The 17,623-nt window shown below is 58.0% G+C and carries 22 protein-coding genes; 9 read left to right on the forward strand and 13 right to left on the reverse strand.

Annotation, left to right across the window (positions count from 1 at the left end):
- Positions 1-73 precede the first annotated feature (73 nt).
- The 4 genes from KW848_RS19060 to KW848_RS19075 all read right to left on the reverse strand — a co-directional run bounded on the left by KW848_RS19060 (position 74) and on the right by KW848_RS19075 (position 2,403).
- On the reverse strand, positions 74-1,237 hold the full coding sequence (locus tag KW848_RS19060; RefSeq protein WP_218537716.1) for an EAL domain-containing protein: 1,164 nt from the start codon (positions 1,235-1,237) through the stop codon (positions 74-76).
- Between the two features lie 122 nt (positions 1,238-1,359).
- Positions 1,360-1,701 carry a hypothetical protein gene (locus tag KW848_RS19065; RefSeq protein WP_218537717.1) on the reverse strand — a complete coding sequence of 114 codons (342 nt, stop codon included), beginning with the start codon at positions 1,699-1,701 and terminating at the stop codon, positions 1,360-1,362.
- A complete protein-coding gene (locus KW848_RS19070; protein WP_008145878.1) occupies positions 1,698-2,087 on the reverse strand; it encodes a phage holin family protein in 390 nt (129 codons plus the stop codon). Before KW848_RS19070 ends, KW848_RS19065 begins: the two co-directional genes overlap by 4 nt.
- Before the next feature lies 1 nt (position 2,088).
- Positions 2,089-2,403: a YqjD family protein gene (locus KW848_RS19075; RefSeq protein ID WP_046049174.1), complete on the reverse strand. Its 315-nt coding sequence runs from the start codon at positions 2,401-2,403 to the stop codon at positions 2,089-2,091.
- A 306-nt stretch (positions 2,404-2,709) separates the two neighbouring features.
- Between KW848_RS19075 and KW848_RS19080 the strand changes: the two genes are divergently transcribed.
- Positions 2,710-3,918, forward strand: coding sequence for an ammonium transporter (locus KW848_RS19080; protein ID WP_218537718.1), 1,209 nt, complete (start codon positions 2,710-2,712; stop codon positions 3,916-3,918).
- Here the strand turns inward: KW848_RS19080 and KW848_RS19085 are convergent.
- Positions 3,915-5,627, reverse strand: coding sequence for a monovalent cation:proton antiporter-2 (CPA2) family protein (locus KW848_RS19085; RefSeq protein WP_218537719.1), 1,713 nt, complete (start codon positions 5,625-5,627; stop codon positions 3,915-3,917). The genes KW848_RS19080 and KW848_RS19085 overlap by 4 nt on opposite strands.
- Positions 5,628-5,837: 210 nt before the next feature.
- Here KW848_RS19085 and KW848_RS19090 point away from each other — a divergent pair, with 210 nt between their 5' ends.
- The 3 genes from KW848_RS19090 (at position 5,838) to KW848_RS19100 (ending at position 7,523) form a co-directional block, all read left to right on the forward strand.
- A complete protein-coding gene (locus KW848_RS19090; RefSeq protein WP_111452360.1) occupies positions 5,838-6,074 on the forward strand; it encodes a glutaredoxin family protein in 237 nt (78 codons plus the stop codon).
- Between the two features lie 169 nt (positions 6,075-6,243).
- Positions 6,244-6,561 (forward strand): hypothetical protein, encoded by a 318-nt coding sequence (locus tag KW848_RS19095; protein WP_008145883.1) that lies wholly within the window; start codon positions 6,244-6,246, stop codon positions 6,559-6,561.
- A gap of 71 nt (positions 6,562-6,632) precedes the next feature.
- Entirely contained in the window at positions 6,633-7,523 is an 891-nt protein-coding gene (locus KW848_RS19100) for a pseudouridine synthase (RefSeq protein ID WP_218537720.1), read from the forward strand.
- Positions 7,524-7,612: 89 nt separating this feature from the next.
- On the opposite strand, the gene KW848_RS19105 is transcribed toward KW848_RS19100, so the two are convergent.
- Together KW848_RS19105 and mobA are read right to left on the reverse strand one after the other, a co-directional pair.
- Positions 7,613-7,834: a YgdI/YgdR family lipoprotein gene (locus tag KW848_RS19105; protein WP_218537721.1), complete on the reverse strand. Its 222-nt coding sequence runs from the start codon at positions 7,832-7,834 to the stop codon at positions 7,613-7,615.
- Positions 7,835-7,910: 76 nt separating this feature from the next.
- The gene (gene mobA, locus KW848_RS19110) at positions 7,911-8,513 is read right to left on the reverse strand and encodes a molybdenum cofactor guanylyltransferase MobA (protein ID WP_218537722.1); all 603 of its coding nucleotides are present in this window, start codon (positions 8,511-8,513) and stop codon (positions 7,911-7,913) included.
- Positions 8,514-8,594: 81 nt separating this feature from the next.
- On the opposite strand from mobA, the gene moaB reads away from it, so the two are divergent.
- A complete protein-coding gene (gene moaB, locus KW848_RS19115) occupies positions 8,595-9,134 on the forward strand; it encodes a molybdenum cofactor biosynthesis protein B (RefSeq protein ID WP_218537723.1) in 540 nt (179 codons plus the stop codon).
- Positions 9,118-10,344: a gephyrin-like molybdotransferase Glp gene (gene glp, locus KW848_RS19120; protein ID WP_218537724.1), complete on the forward strand. Its 1,227-nt coding sequence runs from the start codon at positions 9,118-9,120 to the stop codon at positions 10,342-10,344. Before moaB ends, glp begins: the two co-directional genes overlap by 17 nt.
- Positions 10,345-10,404: 60 nt before the next feature.
- On the opposite strand, the gene KW848_RS19125 is transcribed toward glp, so the two are convergent.
- Positions 10,405-10,719, reverse strand: coding sequence for a hypothetical protein (locus tag KW848_RS19125; RefSeq protein WP_192410939.1), 315 nt, complete (start codon positions 10,717-10,719; stop codon positions 10,405-10,407).
- 229 nt (positions 10,720-10,948) lie between these two features.
- Here KW848_RS19125 and yegS point away from each other — a divergent pair, with 229 nt between their 5' ends.
- Positions 10,949-11,866: a lipid kinase YegS gene (gene yegS / locus KW848_RS19130; protein WP_192410938.1), complete on the forward strand. Its 918-nt coding sequence runs from the start codon at positions 10,949-10,951 to the stop codon at positions 11,864-11,866.
- Here the strand turns inward: yegS and KW848_RS19135 are convergent.
- From KW848_RS19135 to KW848_RS19145, 3 genes are all read right to left on the reverse strand, one after another.
- A complete protein-coding gene (locus tag KW848_RS19135; RefSeq protein ID WP_218537725.1) occupies positions 11,850-12,509 on the reverse strand; it encodes a response regulator transcription factor in 660 nt (219 codons plus the stop codon). The genes yegS and KW848_RS19135 overlap by 17 nt on opposite strands.
- The gene (locus KW848_RS19140; RefSeq protein ID WP_218537754.1) at positions 12,506-13,399 is read right to left on the reverse strand and encodes a sensor histidine kinase; all 894 of its coding nucleotides are present in this window, start codon (positions 13,397-13,399) and stop codon (positions 12,506-12,508) included. The genes KW848_RS19135 and KW848_RS19140 overlap by 4 nt, the downstream gene beginning before the upstream one ends.
- A 341-nt stretch (positions 13,400-13,740) precedes the next feature.
- Positions 13,741-14,211: a hypothetical protein gene (locus tag KW848_RS19145; RefSeq protein WP_150656970.1), complete on the reverse strand. Its 471-nt coding sequence runs from the start codon at positions 14,209-14,211 to the stop codon at positions 13,741-13,743.
- 462 nt (positions 14,212-14,673) lie between these two features.
- Here KW848_RS19145 and KW848_RS19150 point away from each other — a divergent pair, with 462 nt between their 5' ends.
- Positions 14,674-15,609: a chemotaxis protein CheV gene (locus KW848_RS19150; protein ID WP_008145901.1), complete on the forward strand. Its 936-nt coding sequence runs from the start codon at positions 14,674-14,676 to the stop codon at positions 15,607-15,609.
- Between the two features lie 187 nt (positions 15,610-15,796).
- Positions 15,797-16,603: an MOSC domain-containing protein gene (locus tag KW848_RS19155; RefSeq protein ID WP_218537726.1), complete on the forward strand. Its 807-nt coding sequence runs from the start codon at positions 15,797-15,799 to the stop codon at positions 16,601-16,603.
- A gap of 73 nt (positions 16,604-16,676) precedes the next feature.
- On the opposite strand, the gene KW848_RS19160 is transcribed toward KW848_RS19155, so the two are convergent.
- Both KW848_RS19160 and KW848_RS19165 read right to left on the reverse strand, forming a co-directional pair.
- Positions 16,677-16,961, reverse strand: a complete 285-nt coding sequence (locus KW848_RS19160; protein WP_007940055.1) for a pyrimidine/purine nucleoside phosphorylase — start codon at positions 16,959-16,961, stop codon at positions 16,677-16,679.
- Between the two features lie 69 nt (positions 16,962-17,030).
- Positions 17,031-17,573: an exonuclease domain-containing protein gene (locus KW848_RS19165; RefSeq protein ID WP_218537727.1), complete on the reverse strand. Its 543-nt coding sequence runs from the start codon at positions 17,571-17,573 to the stop codon at positions 17,031-17,033.
- Positions 17,574-17,623 lie beyond the last annotated feature (50 nt).

A 17,623-nucleotide genomic window follows, 5' to 3' on the forward strand; every position in this document is an offset into this window, starting at 1 on the left:
CTTGCCGGCGCTGGCGGTGTATCAGGCGCTGCAATATTGAGTGAACTGCCGTCATCGCGAGCAAGCTCGGCTCCTACAGCCCGGCGGCGTCGATATCGATGAGCAGCAGTCGTTCGCCGTGGTCGAAAAATTGCCCGGCGGTGAGGCAATACTGATTGCTGGTGGCATCGCGGTAAGTATTGGAGAGCGTCAGTCTTCGCTCATCCCAACCCTCTGCCAGCAGGTGATAGAAGTAGGGGCGCCATGACCAGTTGTGGCCCACGTAGCGATTGTCGGCCTCCCAGCCGTTGTTGCGCCATTCAAGGTTGGGCGTCAGCTGCGTGCCGTGGCGGTCGCATTGGTAGAAGCGCAGCAGCCAGGGAAATGCATCCAGTTGTGGCAACGCGCTGAGCGGCGCCTCGGCCTGAGCCCATGCTTGCAGGATGGTCATCAGCTCGCTGAGTTGCTGGCGCATGATCATCAGGCGGCCGCGCTCAGCCAGCTTCTGCTGAACATAGCGCAGACGCAGTTGCGCGAAGCGCTCGACAAAGGCGTGCGTGGCAAAGAAACCAGCTTGCGCCCGGGCAAACAGAAAACCCTGGACGTAGCGCGAACCGCACTCCAGGGCAAAACTCAGTTGAGCCTCGGTTTCCACCCCTTCGGCGATGATCCAGCAACCGGTTTTCTCCGCCATTTGCGCCAGAGCCTTGACCACGTCGCTGCTCGGTCCGCCCAACGCAGCAGCCTGGAACAGGCGCATGTCGAGTTTGAGAATGTCCGGTTGCAGCGCGAGTACGCGATCAAGCTGAGAGTAGCCGGCACCAAAATCATCGATGGCGATCCGCGCGCCGGCCTGTCGGTAGCGTGCCACGACGTCGGCCAGGCGCTGAATATCGCCCCCCAGTTCGGTGATCTCGAAGACAATGCGTTGCGGGTCGACGTTGTGCCTGCTCAGTTGCTTGAGGCTCGGTAGCGCCTGGTCCTGTTGCAAGCGGTTGATCCAGCGTGGCGATATGTTCAGGCTCAGAAACCAGTCCGAGGGCGCTTCATGCAGACGGCTCAGCGCGTTATCGCGGATCTGGCGATCCAGACGACGCAGCGCGATGGCGGGCGTTCGCGGGTCGGCGAACAGCGGCCCCACCGAGGTCAGTTGACCGTCAGCCTGGCGCAATCGACCCAGGGCCTCGACGCCAGCGATACGGCCGGTGGCGGTATCGATGAAGGGTTGAAAGCAGGCGAGCGGTTGCCCGTCGATCACGAGGCCTCCTTGGTCAGGTCTTGTTATTGGATAAAACCTGTTCACCGGGTAGGCACGCAGGATTGAACCCCTCGATAAAGAGGTTCAATCCCAGTGTTGCAAGAATGCAGCCAGATAGTGGCCTAGTGGTGACGCGAAGAGCCTTGCATGACCAGCTTGATCAATGGCCCCAGCGTGGCGCCCAGACGAACCAGTCGAGTGAGGCTGCTGACGCCACCGCTCTTGGCGCCCTTGCCCGTCAGAAAGCCCAGCAAGGTGACGGCTGCCACGCCCCAGAGTGGAGCGTGCTTGATGCCGAAGCCATCCTGCAGGTTTTGCGTTATTCCGCGCACGCGCTGCAAGGGTTGCAGCAGTTGCGCGGATTCATGGCGGATTTCCTGACGATGCATTTCCATGCGCAGGCGAATCAGCGCCTTGCGCATTTCGGTGCGCGAGCTGTTGTGAGGCAGTTCAGGCAGGCTCATGGCAGCAGACGCTCCCGATCGTTGGCCAATTCTTCCAGGGTGCCGTGGAAGGGCGAGGACTCATCGAAAATCGCCGCTCTCAAGCGCATTGCACAGAAAATCGCCGCAAGGGTATAGAAAACACAAAGCCCGATGATGGCCGCCAGGCGATAGGTGTCCCAAAACAGGATCAACACCAGCGTCGACAAGCCCACCAGCAACAACAAGGCAAAAACCAGCGCCAGGCCTGCGAACAGCAACAGGCTTACCGTGCGGGCTTTTTGTTCCTGCAATTCGATGCCGAACAGTTCGACATGGCTGTGCAGTAGTCCAAGAAACGCAGCACCCAGGCGCCGCGGTGAGGAGCTTGGGCCCGTCGCGGACGAGCCGGATTCGCCGATCGCCATATCAGCGCCGAGTGGCCAGCAAGCCAAGCAGGAAACCAACCCCGGCCGCGATCCCGACCGATTGCCATGGGTTGGCCTGGACATAGTCTTCGGTGGCGGTAACGGCGGCCTTGCTGCGTTCGCGCAGGGAGTCTTCGGTCAATTTCAAGGTTTCGCGGGCACGCAGCAGACTGTCGTGGATTTGCTCGCGCAGCTCATCAGCCTGATCACCGGCCAAGGTTGCGGTGTGTTCCAGCAACCGTTCGGTGTCGCTGACCAGAGTCTGAAAATCATTCATCAGGATTTCTTGAGCAGTCTTTGCCTTGATGCTGGCCATGGGTGGATCTCCGTAAGTGGCTTCTGAAACGTTCGAGTATGAGCCTTGGGCGAAGGTTCAGTACAAATGACTGGTACAACTTTTGCTACGTCGTGGTGCGTGTGCCTGCGCCGTTGCGCTGTTGCTGGGCAGGATTCGAGCAAAACCTTATCTCAAATAATCAAAACTCGCGCAAAGGTTCCAACCTTGTGCGCCAAAGTGGCTCGTCGGGATCAATCTGCTGATCCCGACAAGGTGCAACTTGGTGCATGAATTGTCTGCGCGAACTGCTTTGGTGCTTTTTTAGCCTTCAGGTCTGCCAACCCTATGGAAAATCTGCAAAGCGCTGTGGACAGTCTGGTCCATAGCTCCAATACGTTGTTCATTCTGATCGGCGCGGTCATGGTGCTGGCGATGCACGCCGGTTTCGCCTTTCTTGAAGTCGGCACGGTTCGACAAAAGAACCAGGTCAATGCCTTGTCGAAGATCCTCAGCGATTTCGCCATTTCGACCCTGGCCTACTTCTTTATAGGCTATTGGATTTCTTATGGGGTGACCTTCATGCAACCGGCGGCGGTGATCAATGCGGATCATGGCTATGGGCTGGTGAAGTTTTTCTTCCTGCTGACCTTTGCTGCGGCGATACCCGCGATCATTTCCGGGGGCATCGCCGAGCGTGCCCGGTTTGTCCCGCAGTTGTGCGCGACGGCACTGATCGTGGCGTTCATCTATCCGTTCTTCGAGGGCATGATCTGGAACGGCAACTTTGGCCTGCAAGCCTGGTTGCTGGAGCACTTTGGCGCCAGCTTCCATGATTTCGCGGGCTCGGTGGTGGTCCATGCCATGGGCGGTTGGCTGGCGCTGGCGGCGGTGCTGTTGCTCGGGCCACGCAATGGTCGTTATCGCGAAGGGCGACTGGTGGCGTTCGCGCCCTCGAGCATTCCCTTTTTGGCGCTGGGGTCGTGGATCCTGATCGTTGGCTGGTTCGGTTTCAACGTGATGAGCGCGCAAACCTTGCAAGGTGTCAGCGGACTGGTGGCGGTGAACTCGCTGATGGCCATGGTCGGCGGTACCGTGGCGGCGCTGATCGTCGGGCGCAATGACCCGGGCTTTCTGCATAACGGCCCGCTGGCCGGGCTGGTAGCGATTTGTGCCGGTTCCGATCTGATGCACCCGGTGGGCGCGCTGATCACGGGTGTCATCGCCGGCGCATTGTTTGTCTGGTGCTTCACTGCGGCTCAAGTCAAATGGCGCATCGACGATGTGCTGGGGGTTTGGCCGTTGCATGGTTTGTGTGGCGTCTGGGGCGGAGTCGCTTGCGGCATTTTCGGCCAGAGCGCGTTGGGTGGGCTGGGCGGCGTGAGTCTGATCAGCCAGTTGATCGGCACTGCGTTGGGGGTGGTTGTGGCGCTGGCGGGTGGCTTTGCCGTGTATGGCACGATCAAGGCGTTCCATGGTCTGCGTCTGAGTCAGGAAGAAGAGTATTACGGCGCTGACTTGTCGGTGCACAAGATTGGCGCTGTGAGCCAGGACTAGGTCTCTTCGTCGTCAGAGCCAGGATAGAAACCGTGCAGCAGACGATAGCGGTCGTGCCGTATCTGGTCGGCCCGCTCCTGTACCTGATGCGCTGGTAATCCCAGCATGATCAGCGCGTGGGAGGCGAGCATCAGGCTCGACTCCAGCAGTTCAGGCACGACTTCGCTGGCTCCGGCTGCTTTCAACTCGGCCAGTTGGCTGTCGTCGCGCGTGCGCACCAGAATCGGCACGGTCGTGTTGAGTCGCCGCGCTTCCTTGAGGATCAGCAACGCAATGTCGGCCTGATCCACGGCGATCACCAACAGCCTGGCGCGCTCCAGCCCTATCGCGACCAGCAGTTCAGCGCGACGTGAGTCGCCATAATGCACGCAGGTCTCACCCACGGCGGCTTCGTGGACACGCACTGGATCAGAGTCCAGTGCGATGTAGCGTTGTTGCGCGTTGCGTAGTGCGCGTCCGATTGACTGACCTACACGACCATAGCCACATATAACGACATGGTTGTGTAACCCGGCATTGAGCGCGTTGATTTCTTCAAGTTTTGCTTCTTCGTTGGGTTTGCGGTGCAGGCGTGTGGCGATGTGGGGGGCGGCGCGCAGCAACAACGGCGTGACGAGCATCGAACAAAAGGTCGCCGCCAGCAGCAGGCCGCCAAAATTCGCGGGCATCAGTTTGTTCTGCTGCATCTGTGCCATCAGCGCAAAGCAGAACTCGCCGCCCTGGGCCAATGCCAGGCCGCTGCGCCAGGCGGTTTCGCCATCGCTGCCACGCCATTTGACCAGCAGCGCAACGACGCAGCCCTTGAGCAGCAACAGCCCGAGGGTCAGGCCGAGAATCAGCAGGCCGTGGCTGGCGAACAACTGCAAGTCGATCAGCATGCCGATACTGACGAAGAAGAGCCCGAGCAGGATGTCGCGGAACGGGCGGATGTCGGCCTCGATCTGGTGCCGGTAATGGCTTTCCCCCAGTAGCATGCCGGCGAGAAACGCACCCAGGGCAGGGGAGAGACCGAGCAGGTGCGTCAACCACGCCGTCAGCAGAACAATGACTAGCGCCAGTAGTACGAACAGTTCCGGGGAACGGGCAGCTGCCACTTCATGGAACAGCCGCGGCAGCAACCAGCGACTGACCAGCAGCAGGCCGACGAACAGTACGACGGTTTTACCCAGCGTCAGTGGCAGCGCCCAATACCAGGCCTGATCACTGCTGCCAGCGAACACCGGCACCAGGGTCAGCAGCAATACCGCGACGACGTCCTGAAACAACAACACGGCGATGGCATTCTGGCCGTGGCTGCTGAAAATCTCGCCGAGACTGCTCAGCTCTTTACTGACAATGGCCGTGGAAGACAGCGACAGGCCGGCGCCGAGTAACAGCGCAGGTGTGATCGGCATGCCGAGCAGCATCAACAACCCCCCTAACAGCATCCCGGAGCACAGCACCTGCAGACTGCCAAGCCCGAACACCACTCGGCGCAACGCGAGCATTTTCGACAGGGAAAACTCCAGCCCAAGGGAGAACAGCAGAAACACCACGCCCAACTCGGCGAGGTCCGGCAGCTCTTCGCTTTCATGGACCCAGTTGAATGCGCTCGGCCCGATCATCAGTCCCACGCACAGGTAACCCAGCACCGGTGGTAATCGCAGGCGCTGGAACAGTGCAATCACCACCAGAGAGGAGGCGAGGATGATCAACAGGTTGGCGAACACAAAAAAACTCCGGTGACGGGACGCTGGCCATTCAAGCGTAGAGGCAATTAATCCGAGAGCATCGCGCAAAGGATATTGAAGACGACTGATGTGCGTCAGCGTATTGCCGCGATCCGTTGTCGTTATGGCTCAAGGGTAGAGCATTCAATGGCTCGACGGCTTTTCGGGGCCGGCCTAGAATGATGACTTAAATTTTTCGGTTGAGCGCTCATGCTTCCTGAATGTCAGCTGTTCGGCACCCTTGGGTGTCATCTCTGTGAAGTCGCCGAAGCCATGCTGATGGAATTTGTCGAGCGCGGTCTGCTGGTGGAACTGGTGGATATCGCCGACGACGAAACATGGTTCGAAGCTTACAGTCTGCGTATTCCGGTATTACGACGGGTCGATACGGGCGCGGAGCTGGGCTGGCCGTTCAGTGCCGATCAGGTGGTGGCGTTCCTGCGTTAAGCGGTTGTTGCGGTGGTGGTGTTCCCGTCTGTCGAACTTTGCGATGGATCCCTTGGCTTTACCGGTACTGATCGGATACTGTATGCGCATACAGTAATTCGTAAAGCCTGCCTTGCCGTTTTCGGTGTTCGGGTTTAAGCAGGCGGTCCGGGCGTGAGAGGGATGAATCGTGGTCAATGTCGAACAATTGAAGAACAGCGTGAACCGGATGTCGGCGGACGTGGTGCGCGAGGCTGTCCTCGAATTGCGTCTGGATGGCCTGGTCACAGAAGGAAAAACGCCCTTCAATAAACTGCATTTCAATACCTGTTTCGCCGAAATCGAAGCCTTGTTCCAGCGCGCGGGCTATCACCGGCAGCTGGATGTCGTGGGTTATCAGGGCTTGTTGTATGCGCTTTATGACCCTGGTCGCTGGGAGGCAGTCGATGTGCTGCGCTGGCTCAAGGAGTTCACCGAAGCGGCAGCGCGCACGCAGATACCGGCATGAGGATTCTCTTCTAGGTTCGTTCCGGCCGCTGTTGGATAATGCCGCCCTGTATTGAGGGTTAGAACTTTCGTATGTCCACTTCATCTTTTTCTGCTGCACACAATCAGGCCAGCACGCTCTACTTGCCGCCTGGTCCGTGGCAGACCGTACTCGATTGTCTGTGCGAACATTTCAGCGCCATCGGTCGTGAACAATGGCTGGACAGAATCGCTCGCGGTCGTGTCCTCGACGGTCACGGCATGCCGATCGCCCTTGATCTGCCTTACAAGGAAGGCTTGCGGATTCATTATTTCCGTGAGGTGCCGGACGAAAAGCCGATCCCGGTGGTTGAGTCGATTCTGTACGCGGATGAGCATCTGGTCGTGGCGGACAAGCCGCATTTTCTGCCGGTGACTCCGGCGGGTGAATACGTGGAACAGACCCTGTTGCGACGGCTGATCCGTCGACTCGACAACCCGCATCTGGTGCCTTTGCATCGCATTGACCGGCACACCGCGGGGCTGGTGCTGTTTTCCGCCAACCCTCAGAGCCGTTCTGCCTATCAGTCGTTGTTTCCTGCGCGGCAGATCGAAAAGCGCTACGAGGCCATTGCCCGAGCGTTGCCTGAACTCTCTTTTCCATTGGTCCATAAGAGTCGCCTCATCGATGGCGAGCCTTTCTTCCGCATGCAGGAAGGTCCGGGCGTCAGCAATACCGAAACGGCTGTCGACGTCAGGGAGAAGAACGGTGACCTCTGGCGTTATGCGCTTTACCCGGTGACGGGCAAGAAGCATCAGTTGCGGGTGCACATGACAGCCTTGGGCGCCAGCATCTGCAACGACCCGTTTTATCCGCAAGTACTCAAGGATGTTGAGGATGACTATGCCAATCCTTTGAAACTGCTCGCTCAGGGATTACGGTTTGTGGACCCGGTCACCGGCCAGGAAAGAGTATTCGAAAGCACCATCACCCTGCAGTGGTGATCACTGAAGTTCAGTGAGTCTGCCGATCTTCAGCCACGAAAAAGCCCGCATATAGCGGGCTTTTCCATATCCGGTTGTCACCGCAAAAATTACAGCTCTTTAACGGTACGAACCTGATCCTTGTTGATGCGGGTATGCTTGCCATCCAGTTGTTCGAATTCGTAGAAACCCGAATCCTTATCGAACTTTGGCGCGTCGACAGCCTGGATTTCTCGACCGTCATTCAAGGTGATCACTGTAGGCGATGCGCAACCGGCAAGGGTAGCGAGGCCCAGTGCGAGCATGAAAGTGGCGAGGGTCCGTTGAGTCATGGGTGTGTCTCCGAATATGAATTCTTTTGGTTGCTGAGCTTGAGACGTGTACAAAGCGCGCAAGTTCCTTCTCCTGTCAGTCTGACACAGTGTAGTTGGCACTTAACAGTTCTGGTGTGTTGAGGTTGGCCAGGCGTGGATCATTGTCGGGGCATTGCAGGGCGGTGGCGCCCAGTTTGCGCATGAGGCGACCCGGGCTGCGTTCGCCGTCGTTCCAGGCACTGTCGAAATCGGCCGAGAGTGCCACGGGGATAATGCACAGCAGAGGTTCCCAATGTTCGCCATGGCGCAGCATCAGCGGTTGGTTCGGGTGCTGACTGGCGGAGTCGCGCATGCTATTGAGCAGCGCGGCATCGATGCGTGGTACGTCACACGGCAGCACCAGCAAATGCGCATGGCGGGCGGCCTTCAGGCCTGCGCGAATACCGGCCAGGGGGCCAGGAAAGTCGCCTTCATCGTCATGAACCAGTTGGTCGGCGTAGGGCGCGTACTTTTCCAGGTTTCTGTTGCAGGAGATGATCAGGTCATCGCTCAGTGAACGGGTCTTGCGGTGCAAGTGGGCAATCAATGGCTCGCCGTGCCATTCCAGCAGCCCTTTGTCCTGACCGCCCATGCGTTGGCCACGACCACCTGCCAGGAGCAGAATGGAGCAGGGCGGCAAATGTGTATTCGAGGTCATGGCAAGTCTCCATGGGGGCGGCGAAAAAATGAGGCGCTGTGATATAACACCGGGCTGTTTCTCCTACAACTGGATGAGCCTATGAAAGCCAAGGCTGATGTACCTTTCGCACCGCTCAACATCGCGGTGCTGACGGTCAGCGATACCCGCACCCTGGAAACCGATATTTCTGGCCAGCTCTTCGTCGATCGTTTGAGCGCTGCCGGCCATAACCTGGCGGCCCGGGTTCTACTCAAAGATGATCTCTACAAAATTCGCGCGCAAGTCGCCAACTGGATTGCCGACGATGTCGTGCAGGTGGTGCTGATCACTGGCGGTACCGGTTTCACGGGACGCGACAGCACTCCGGAAGCGGTGAGTTGCCTGCTGGATAAACAGGTCGACGGTTTTGGTGAGCTGTTCAGGCAGATATCGGTGGCGGATATTGGCACCTCTACTGTTCAGTCCCGTGCCCTGGCTGGCTTGGCCAATAGCACGCTGGTCTGCTGTTTGCCGGGTTCGACCAATGCCGTGCGCACCGGTTGGGATGGCATTCTTGCCGAGCAGCTGGATTCGCGGCACCGCCCGTGCAACTTCGTCGCTCATCTCAAACAGGCGGCACCCTGTGAATCCCGCGGGTAAGCCAGGCAAGACTGGCAGTCTGATGGCTGTCGAGGTGGCACTGGCACGCTTGCTGGCAATGGCCGAAGCCTCACCGATTCGTGAGCGTGAACGCTTGCCATTGGCGCAGGTTGAGGGCCGGGTGCTGGCCGATGACCTGGTCTCGACGCTGGATCTGCCACCGTGGCCCAACAGTGCCATGGACGGCTATGCCTTGCGCGTGGCCGACTGGGCCGGAGAGCCACTGGTGGTCAGCCAGAAGATTTTTGCCGGTCAGGCTCCGGAGCCCTTGAAGCCTGGCACCTGTGCACGAATCTTCACCGGTGCGCCAGTGCCCGCGGGTGCAGATTGCGTCGAGATGCAGGAAAACACCGAGGTTCAGGTGGATGAGCGAGTACGTTTCACCGAAACCATGGCCCCAGGACAAAACATTCGTCCTCAAGGCCAGGAAGCTACTGTTGGTGAATTGATTCTGCCAGCCGGCACGCGCCTCGGGTCGATCGAACAGGGGTTGGCTGCATCGCTGGGATGCGCAGAGCTGGATGTGATTCGCAAGGTTCGCGTTGCAGTTCTATCCACCGGGGATGAACTGATTGAACCGGGCCAGGCTCTAGGGCCGGGGCAGATCTACAACAGCAATCGAGTGTTGCTGTGTAGTTGGTTGCAGCGCCTGGGCTGTGAGGTGATCGATGCCGGAATTCTTCCGGATGATTTAGCGACCACCCGCACTCGCCTCGGTGAATTGAAAGATGTCGATCTGATCCTTTCCACCGGTGGTGTCTCGGTGGGAGAGGCTGACTTTCTGGGCATTGCCTTGCGTGAAGAGGGCGAGTTGACGTTGTGGAAACTCGCCATCAAACCCGGCAAACCGCTGACATTCGGGCATTTTCGCGGCGTACCTGTGATTGGTTTGCCTGGCAATCCGGCTTCAACGCTGGTGACCTTTGCTTTGTTGGCAAGGCCCTATCTCTTGCGCCGACAGGGTGTAAAAGAGGTTGAGCCCCTGAAGTTTCAGGTGCCTGCAGGGTTTGCATGGCCAAAAGCAGGCCATCGACGCGAGTACTTGCGCGGACGTCTGGAGAATGGCCGGGCGATTATCTACAGGAATCAGAGTTCTGGTGTTCTGCGTAGCGCTGCCTGGGCTGATGGTCTGGTCGAGGTGCTGGAGGATCGCACGCTGATCGAAGGTGACTACGTGGGCTTCATCCCGCTGAGCGAAGTCCTGAGCTGACTCCTGTCGCTGGCTTACTGCGCAAACCCGGTTGATCGAACCGGGTTTTGCGTTCATGGCTTACCCTTGGTGAGCCAGGAGTGTCACGAGCTGGTCGAAACGGCTATTGGCGATCCAGGCCAGCACCCCGATGACGACGGCTGTTCCAATAGCCGAGTAGGCAAGCCTGTGTTTTATGGATTTGACGTCACTACGGACTTCATCCATGTCTCGTCGGATGTATTTGAGGTGGGTCTCCAATTCAACGACGCGAGATTCCATAGCAGCTTCTCCAATGGGCTTTGCGCTGTTTTTGAATTCAGCTTGATGATTGGCGCGTTTTTCTGCGAACGGTGCAACCGGAATAACCGGTGACCTGATCTCTTGGCTTTGCATGGCACGTCCCTGTGTAGTTCCTGCTGATGTTTGATAACGGCAGGCGCCAAGGTGTACCAATCGCTTGGGGCGGTCAATTGAGCCAATTCCTCACGTCTTGTAAGAAAAAGTACCGCCTTGTAGGACGCCATACGGCTCGACTTCAAATAATTCAAATTCTTGCGACTTTTATGTGGCGAGATGAGGTCAACATCTCCCATACGGAATTCAATCATGGGAGTGACAACTGATGAGCGAACGCAAGGCGCTGTTGATTCTGCATGGCAAGCAAGCACTCAACGAGGCGGTTCGTTCTGCCGTTGCGGACAAGCGCGAGCAGGGTTGGGAGCTGGCCGTTCGAGTGACCTGGGAAGCGGGCGACGCGCAGCGCCTGGTAGATGAAGCACTGGCGGCAGGCTACACGCAAATCATTGCCGGCGGCGGTGACGGTACCTTGCGTGATATTGCCGAAGCCTTGGCGGCGCATTCGACAAAGGCCAGTCTGGTCCTGATGCCGTTGGGGACCGCCAATGATTTCGCGCGTGCCGCCGGCGTTTCTCTGGAGCCCGCGCAGGCGCTGGAACTTCTCGACATTGCGCCGAGCGCCATTGATCTGGGTGAGGTCGGCGGGCAGGTGTTCCTGAATATGGCCACGGGCGGTTTTGGCAGTCAGGTCACGGCAAACACCTCGGAGGACTTGAAAAAAATCCTCGGGGGCGCGGCTTACCTGTTCACCGGTTTATCGCGCTTCAGTGAGTTGCACGCAGCCTATGGCGAGTTGCAGGGGCCTGATTTCCAGTGGAGTGGCGAGCTGTTGGCATTGGGCATCGGCAATGGCCGGCAGGCCGGCGGTGGGCATGTGTTGTGTCCGGAAGCGCTGGCCGACGACGGTCTGCTGGACATCAGTATTCTGCCTGCGCCGCAAGAAGTCGTCGGCACTTTGAAAACCCTGCTCGCCGATGGCTTCGGCATCGACAACATGTTTGTGCGAGTCCGGTTGCCATGGGTGGAAATCAAGGTCTCGGAAGGCCTCTACATCAACCTCGATGGCGAACCTCTGGAAGGTGACAACTTGCGTTTCTCGACGCGTCCAGCGGCACTGCGCGTGCATTTACCTGAAAACTCGCCGCTGCTGGGGTCATCGCAATTGATCAATCATCCAGGCTGATGATCTGCTCGCGCACGGCGAACAGCACCAGTCCCGCCACATCGTAGATCTGCAAACGCTTCATGATCTGCGAGCGGTGGGTTTCAACGGTCTTGATGCTGAGGCCCAGGCCATTGGCAATTTCCCGGGTGGATTTTCCGCGAACGATCAGCCGAAGGATTTCCAGCTGACGCGCCGTCAGGTTGTGCGAGTCGGCAGGTTCCGGCTGGTTTTTCTGAGTTCGAGTCAGCGCCTGGTTGATGACGGTGTGGGCGATGGCCGGGCTCAGGTAGCGTTCGTTGTTCCGCAAGGCATCCAGGGCATGTTCGAGCTCGTTAGCCGTGGTGTCCTTGAGCAGGTAGCCATGTGCACCGGATTCCAGTGCCTGCATGATGATTGCGGGATCGGTGTGCATCGACAGGATCAGCACCTTGCTCTGCGGGCGTACTCGCTTGAGTCGCTGCAATGCGTCAAGGCCACTGGTTTCCTTCATGGAAATATCCAGCAGGATAATGTCGGGGGACAACTGCTCGACCATCTCGAGCAACTGCGAGCCGTCATTGGCCTCACCGATTACCGCGTAGCCGGGAATATCCAGCACCAGAGCGCGCACGCCTGCCCTGATAAGCGAGTGGTCATCCACCAGAAGTAAGTTACAAGTCAACGCATAACCTTATTCGTACTGGCCCGTTCGAGCGCACGAGGCGCCCAGGGAAAGAGGGCTTCGATTTGAGTGCCTTTGCCCGGCTCGCTGGTCACGCTCAGTGTGCCTCCCAGCTGATTGATCCGTTCCGACATCCCTGCCATTCCACGTTGCCCCTCACGACCTGGATCGGTCGCGGGTGCGAATCCCAGGCCATCGTCACTGATCAACAGTGTCAGGCCCTGAGGCAGACGTTGCAGGCGGACCAACAGGTTTTTCGCTTCGGCATGGCGCAATATATTGGTCACCGCTTCCTGGGTAATTCGAAAGGCGGCCAGCGTCATTTCCTCCGGTATGCCGGCCAAACGCTGATGGCATTCCAGGCTCCAGTGCACCGGCGTGTTGGCCAGCGTCTTGAGTAAATGCGCCCGCAGACTGGCTTCCAGCCCGAGACTGGTCAGCTGCCTCGGATTGAGAATGGCCGATACGTCTCGCACTTTGGCCAGGGTTTCTTCCAGCGTGTCGCAGAGCACCGAACACTGGCCCTGAAGTTCTTCGGGCATTCGGCGTTTGAGCCAGTCGCTTTGAAGTTTTGCCGCGGTCAGCAATTGGCCGATGTCGTCATGCAGTTCCCGACTGAGCCGGCGACGTTCGTTTTCCTGAACCTCCAACAGCCGGTCAGCCAACTCCTGGGGTTGAAACTTTATCGACTTGCGCGAAAGACAATGCTGTACCCAGACGCAGGCCAATGCGGCGATATTGAGTACCAGCAGACTCAGCGGCAGGCGAGTGGACAGGCTATAAATCAGCAGGCAGCCAAGCGCCGAACAGGTACACAACACAAGCGTGACCAGGCGCGCGTTTTTTGGGGTGGGTAGCCTTAGGGTGATCGACTTGAGGCTGGCGTACATAGCGGATGGAGCCAATGGATGTTCGCTGCGGGAAGACCGGGCATCGTGGATGACGGGTCTCTGTCTGGAGTCACTCTGCCATTAATTGACGTCAACTAATGGGCGGCATAATACCACTTAAGATACCGTTGGTCGCGTTTGGTATATGTGTCCGCAGAGTCAGGAAACAAGCATTTATGGACAGCAGTTCCATAATGGAAAAAGTTGGCTGGCAAGAGTGGTTTATTTGTTTCGAGTTGTCGTAAGCAGGTAGGGAATATTCAAATGCGACATGATCCCGCCAAAGTTGGAAGGGCAGTCATGGCAATAAAAATTCACAACACGGCATAGGGCCCGATAATTCAGGCTTGCCGACCTGCAAAGGAAACGAGTGTGAACGGCTTGGAATTAGCGGGGGGCTGAAACTGACTGTGTCCGACCTGAAAGGCGAAGGCTTCGATCAGGGAGGTCTGTTCGCTGTCATCAAGGCTGAGTTGGCCGGTCTTCTGATCGATTAGCTCGAGTTGCCAGGCGATCAACGTCAGGCAGTCTTTCAGCGCACTCAGGGCCTGGTCGTGTAAATCCATGTGATTCTGGGCATGGCTCAGCAAACCATGAATGTGCAGCGAAAACTCCGAAACGGCTGCCAGAGCGAGGGCATCAGCCTTGTTGGCCAATTTGAGCAGGGTGCTCAGCATGCAGTCGATGGCGTCCTTGTCATTACTGATCAGTTGCAAATGACTCAGGCATTCCTCGGTTTTAACCAGCAGTGTCTCTGCTTCGACGAGAAACTCAGGGAGTCGGTGAGCCCATTCTTTACGATCGTTCGGCATGTTTATCTCCACAACGTCATGTCAAATGCGGGAATGTCGTGTGTGTCGACGGGGACGATCAGCGTCCCCGTATTGCCATGCCGGCGTGAGATCGCGCGCCAGCCTGTCTGGCTGCAGGCTGGGGAACTCGATAGGGTGGATGGCCACTTACCTGCGATCGCACACAAAAGCCTGACTCCGTTCATGCAATGAGAATGGCGTCACATTAATGGCTATTGGATATTGCGAATATCAGGTTGGGCCTGATTGTTACTAGGGGAATCCCTTACACAGGGGAACCAACCGAACGAAACGAGGTCTCGCGGCAGGCAATGGGGCAGATGAAATTGCCTGGCCAGTAAAGCATGATGTTAATGTGACATCAATGTTTGGTCGTGGCATTTTACACGGGGGTCAAGGTCTAGCAAAAACAGCCGATAACCCCCTTTAGTGAATTCATCAGAACAAGCCCAGGAGTCATTGATGGCCGGCATTCTCGACACGGTAGACCAACGCACGCAACTGGTGGGTGAGAATCGCCTGGAAATTCTCATGTTCCGGCTGGCCGGACGTCAATTGTTCGCGATCAACGTCTTCAAAGTGCAGGAAGTGCTGCAACTGCCGAAACTGACCCTGATGCCCCAGCGTCATCCGTTTGTCTGCGGCGTGGTTAATCTGCGTGGCCAGACCCTGCCAGTGATCGACCTGTCCCAGGCCATCGGTATGCGTCCGCTGGTGCCAAGCCCGACCAGTACGATCATCGTTACCGAGTACAACCGTTCGGTGCAGGCGTTCCTGGTCGGTGGCGTGGACCGTATCGTCAACATGAACTGGGAAGCCATTCTGCCGCCGCCGGCCAGCGCCGGTCGTCAGCATTATTTGACGGCTATCAGCAAGGTCGACGATCAGTTGGTGGAAATCATCGACGTCGAAAAAGTCCTCGCGGAAATCGTCCCGTACAACGCCAAGGTATCGCGCGACAAACTCGACGATCCGGTTCTGGAACGTGCCCGTGGCCGTGAAGTGCTGCTGGTGGACGACTCGAACGTGGCCCTGTCGCAATTGCGCGACACCCTGGGTCAATTGGGCGTGAAGATGCACATCGCCAGCGATGGCCTGAAGGCTCTGAACATGCTCAAGGCCTGGGCCGATACCGGTGTGAACATGACCGACAAACTGCTGATGGTCTTCACCGACGCGGAAATGCCGGAAATGGACGGTTATCGCCTGACCACGGAAATCCGCAACGACCCGCGCCTGCGTGGCCTTTATGTGGTTCTGCATACCTCGTTGTCCGGCAGCTTCAACGACTCGATGGTGAAGAAGGTCGGCTGCGACAACTTCCTCTCCAAATTCCAGCCGGACAAACTCGTCGATGTGGTGCGCCAGCGTCTGATGCTCGACGAAGTGCCTGCCTGACCAAAACACGGTCCATGTGGGAGCGGGCTTGGTCCGGGCGGCGTTCCGACGAAGGCGGTGTAACAGTCAACGAAGATGTTGAATGTTATGGCCCCTTCGCGAGCAAGCCCGCTCCCACAGTTTTTGGCCTTTGATTCGGCGATCAAGCTCGTATAGGGTGGCGTTTTTATCCACCAGGGAGCTGGCCATGTTGCGTCTGAGCGCGCTGTATCGTTATCCGTTGAAATCCGGCAAGGGCGAGATCCTGCAGCAGGTCAGCCTCGACAAGCTGGGCCTGGACGGTGATCGACGCTGGATGCTGGTGGACGAGGCCAGCGGGCGCTTTCTGACTCAACGTGCAGTGGCGCAGATGAGTCAGTTGTCGGCGTTGTGGAATGCCGATGGTGGCTTGACCCTCAGCGCGCCGGGCCGCTCTCCGATCGATATCGCCTTGCCTGCCAGCGAAGCGCAACTGCGTGGCGTAACCATTTGGCGCGATACGTTGCGTGTACCGGATGCCGGTGACGATGCAGGTGCCTGGGTCAGTGAATTCATTGGCAAACCGACTCGCCTGGTACAAGTCCCTCTTGATCGCGCACGGACCACCCAGGCCGGCTACGGCAAGGACGATGATCAGGTGGCCTTCGCCGATGGCTTTCCGCTGTTGCTGATCGGACAGGCCTCACTGGAGGACTTGTCGCAAAAAGTCGGCCGCCCGCTGGAAATGCTGCGCTTTCGGCCCAACCTGGTAATCGAGGGCAGTGAGGCGTATGCCGAAGATGGCTGGAAGCGCATTCGCATCGGCGACGTCGAGTTCCGCGTGGTCAAGTCGTGTTCACGCTGCATTCTGACCACCATCGATCCGCAAACCGGCGAGCGCAGCGAAGATCGTGAACCGCTGGCGACGTTGCAGAAATACCGTGCCGAAGCCGACGGCGCGATGTTCGGACAGAACCTGGTCAACGACAGCAATGGCCAACTTGAAGTCGGTATGCCGGTGACAGTTCTGGAATAAGACAAGCTGAGTAAAAAAAATGCCCGAGTCCAAGGACGCGGGCATTTTTTTTGTCGCTGTGAAACCCAGGGTTTTAGCCGCGGTATTCGCACAGGTAAGCGGTGTCGACGGCCACTTTCAGTTGGAACTTGCTGTTGGCGGGCACGTTGAACTGGCTGCCGGCGGCGAAGGTTTCCCAGTCGCTGCTGTCCGGCAGTTTGACGGTCAGGGCGCCGGACACCACGTGCATGATTTCACGCTGGCTGGTGCCGAATTCGTATTCGCCCGGTGCCATGACGCCGATGGTCGCAGGACCTTCAGCGGTGCCAAAGGCGATCGACTTGACGGTGCCGTCGAAGTACTCGTTGACTTTAAACATGGGCGATTCCTCGAAAAGGGCTGAAAAGGGCCGGCCAGTATGCACAAGGCCCATGCCGGCGTCACCTCTCTAAGACGGAAGAACCAGTGGTAATAATCGTGCGGTATTGCGCGCATCTTCCAGCGCCCGATGTTGTTGGCCACTGAACTGCATGCCCACCAGTTGCAGCGCACCGTTAAGTCCCAGCGGGCGCTCCAGCCGACGAGCCTTGGCAAAGCGCTGTTTGAGGTTCATGTGCGGCACCCGGCTCAGGGCGCTGTCGAGTTGCATGCGCTCCCACTCCTGAACCAACTGTTTGCGATCGTAATCGCCCCAACTGACCCAGCCTTCGAGGCGCGAGTGATGCTGGCCGAGCCAGTGTTCGAACGACGCCCAAACCTCGCTCAGAGGCTGCGCGGCGTCGATATTGGCCTGGGTGATGTGGGTCAGTTGCCGGCAAAACGGCGTCAGCAAAGGCCGACGTGTCGGGCGCACGAAACACTGAAAACTATCCAGTTCTCGGCCTTTTCGGTCCACCAGGGTGGCGCCGATTTCGATGATTTCCATTTCTGTTACTGGCCAACCACCCTCATCGGTGGTGGCTTCCAGATCAATGACCAGCCAGTGAGGCATCGCAGGGTTCCTGGTATCCGCGTCCTGATAGGGCTTGAGCGTAGCCAAAC

This window comes from Pseudomonas sp. PDM25 (assembly GCF_019219045.1).
GTDB lineage: Bacteria > Pseudomonadota > Gammaproteobacteria > Pseudomonadales > Pseudomonadaceae > Aquipseudomonas.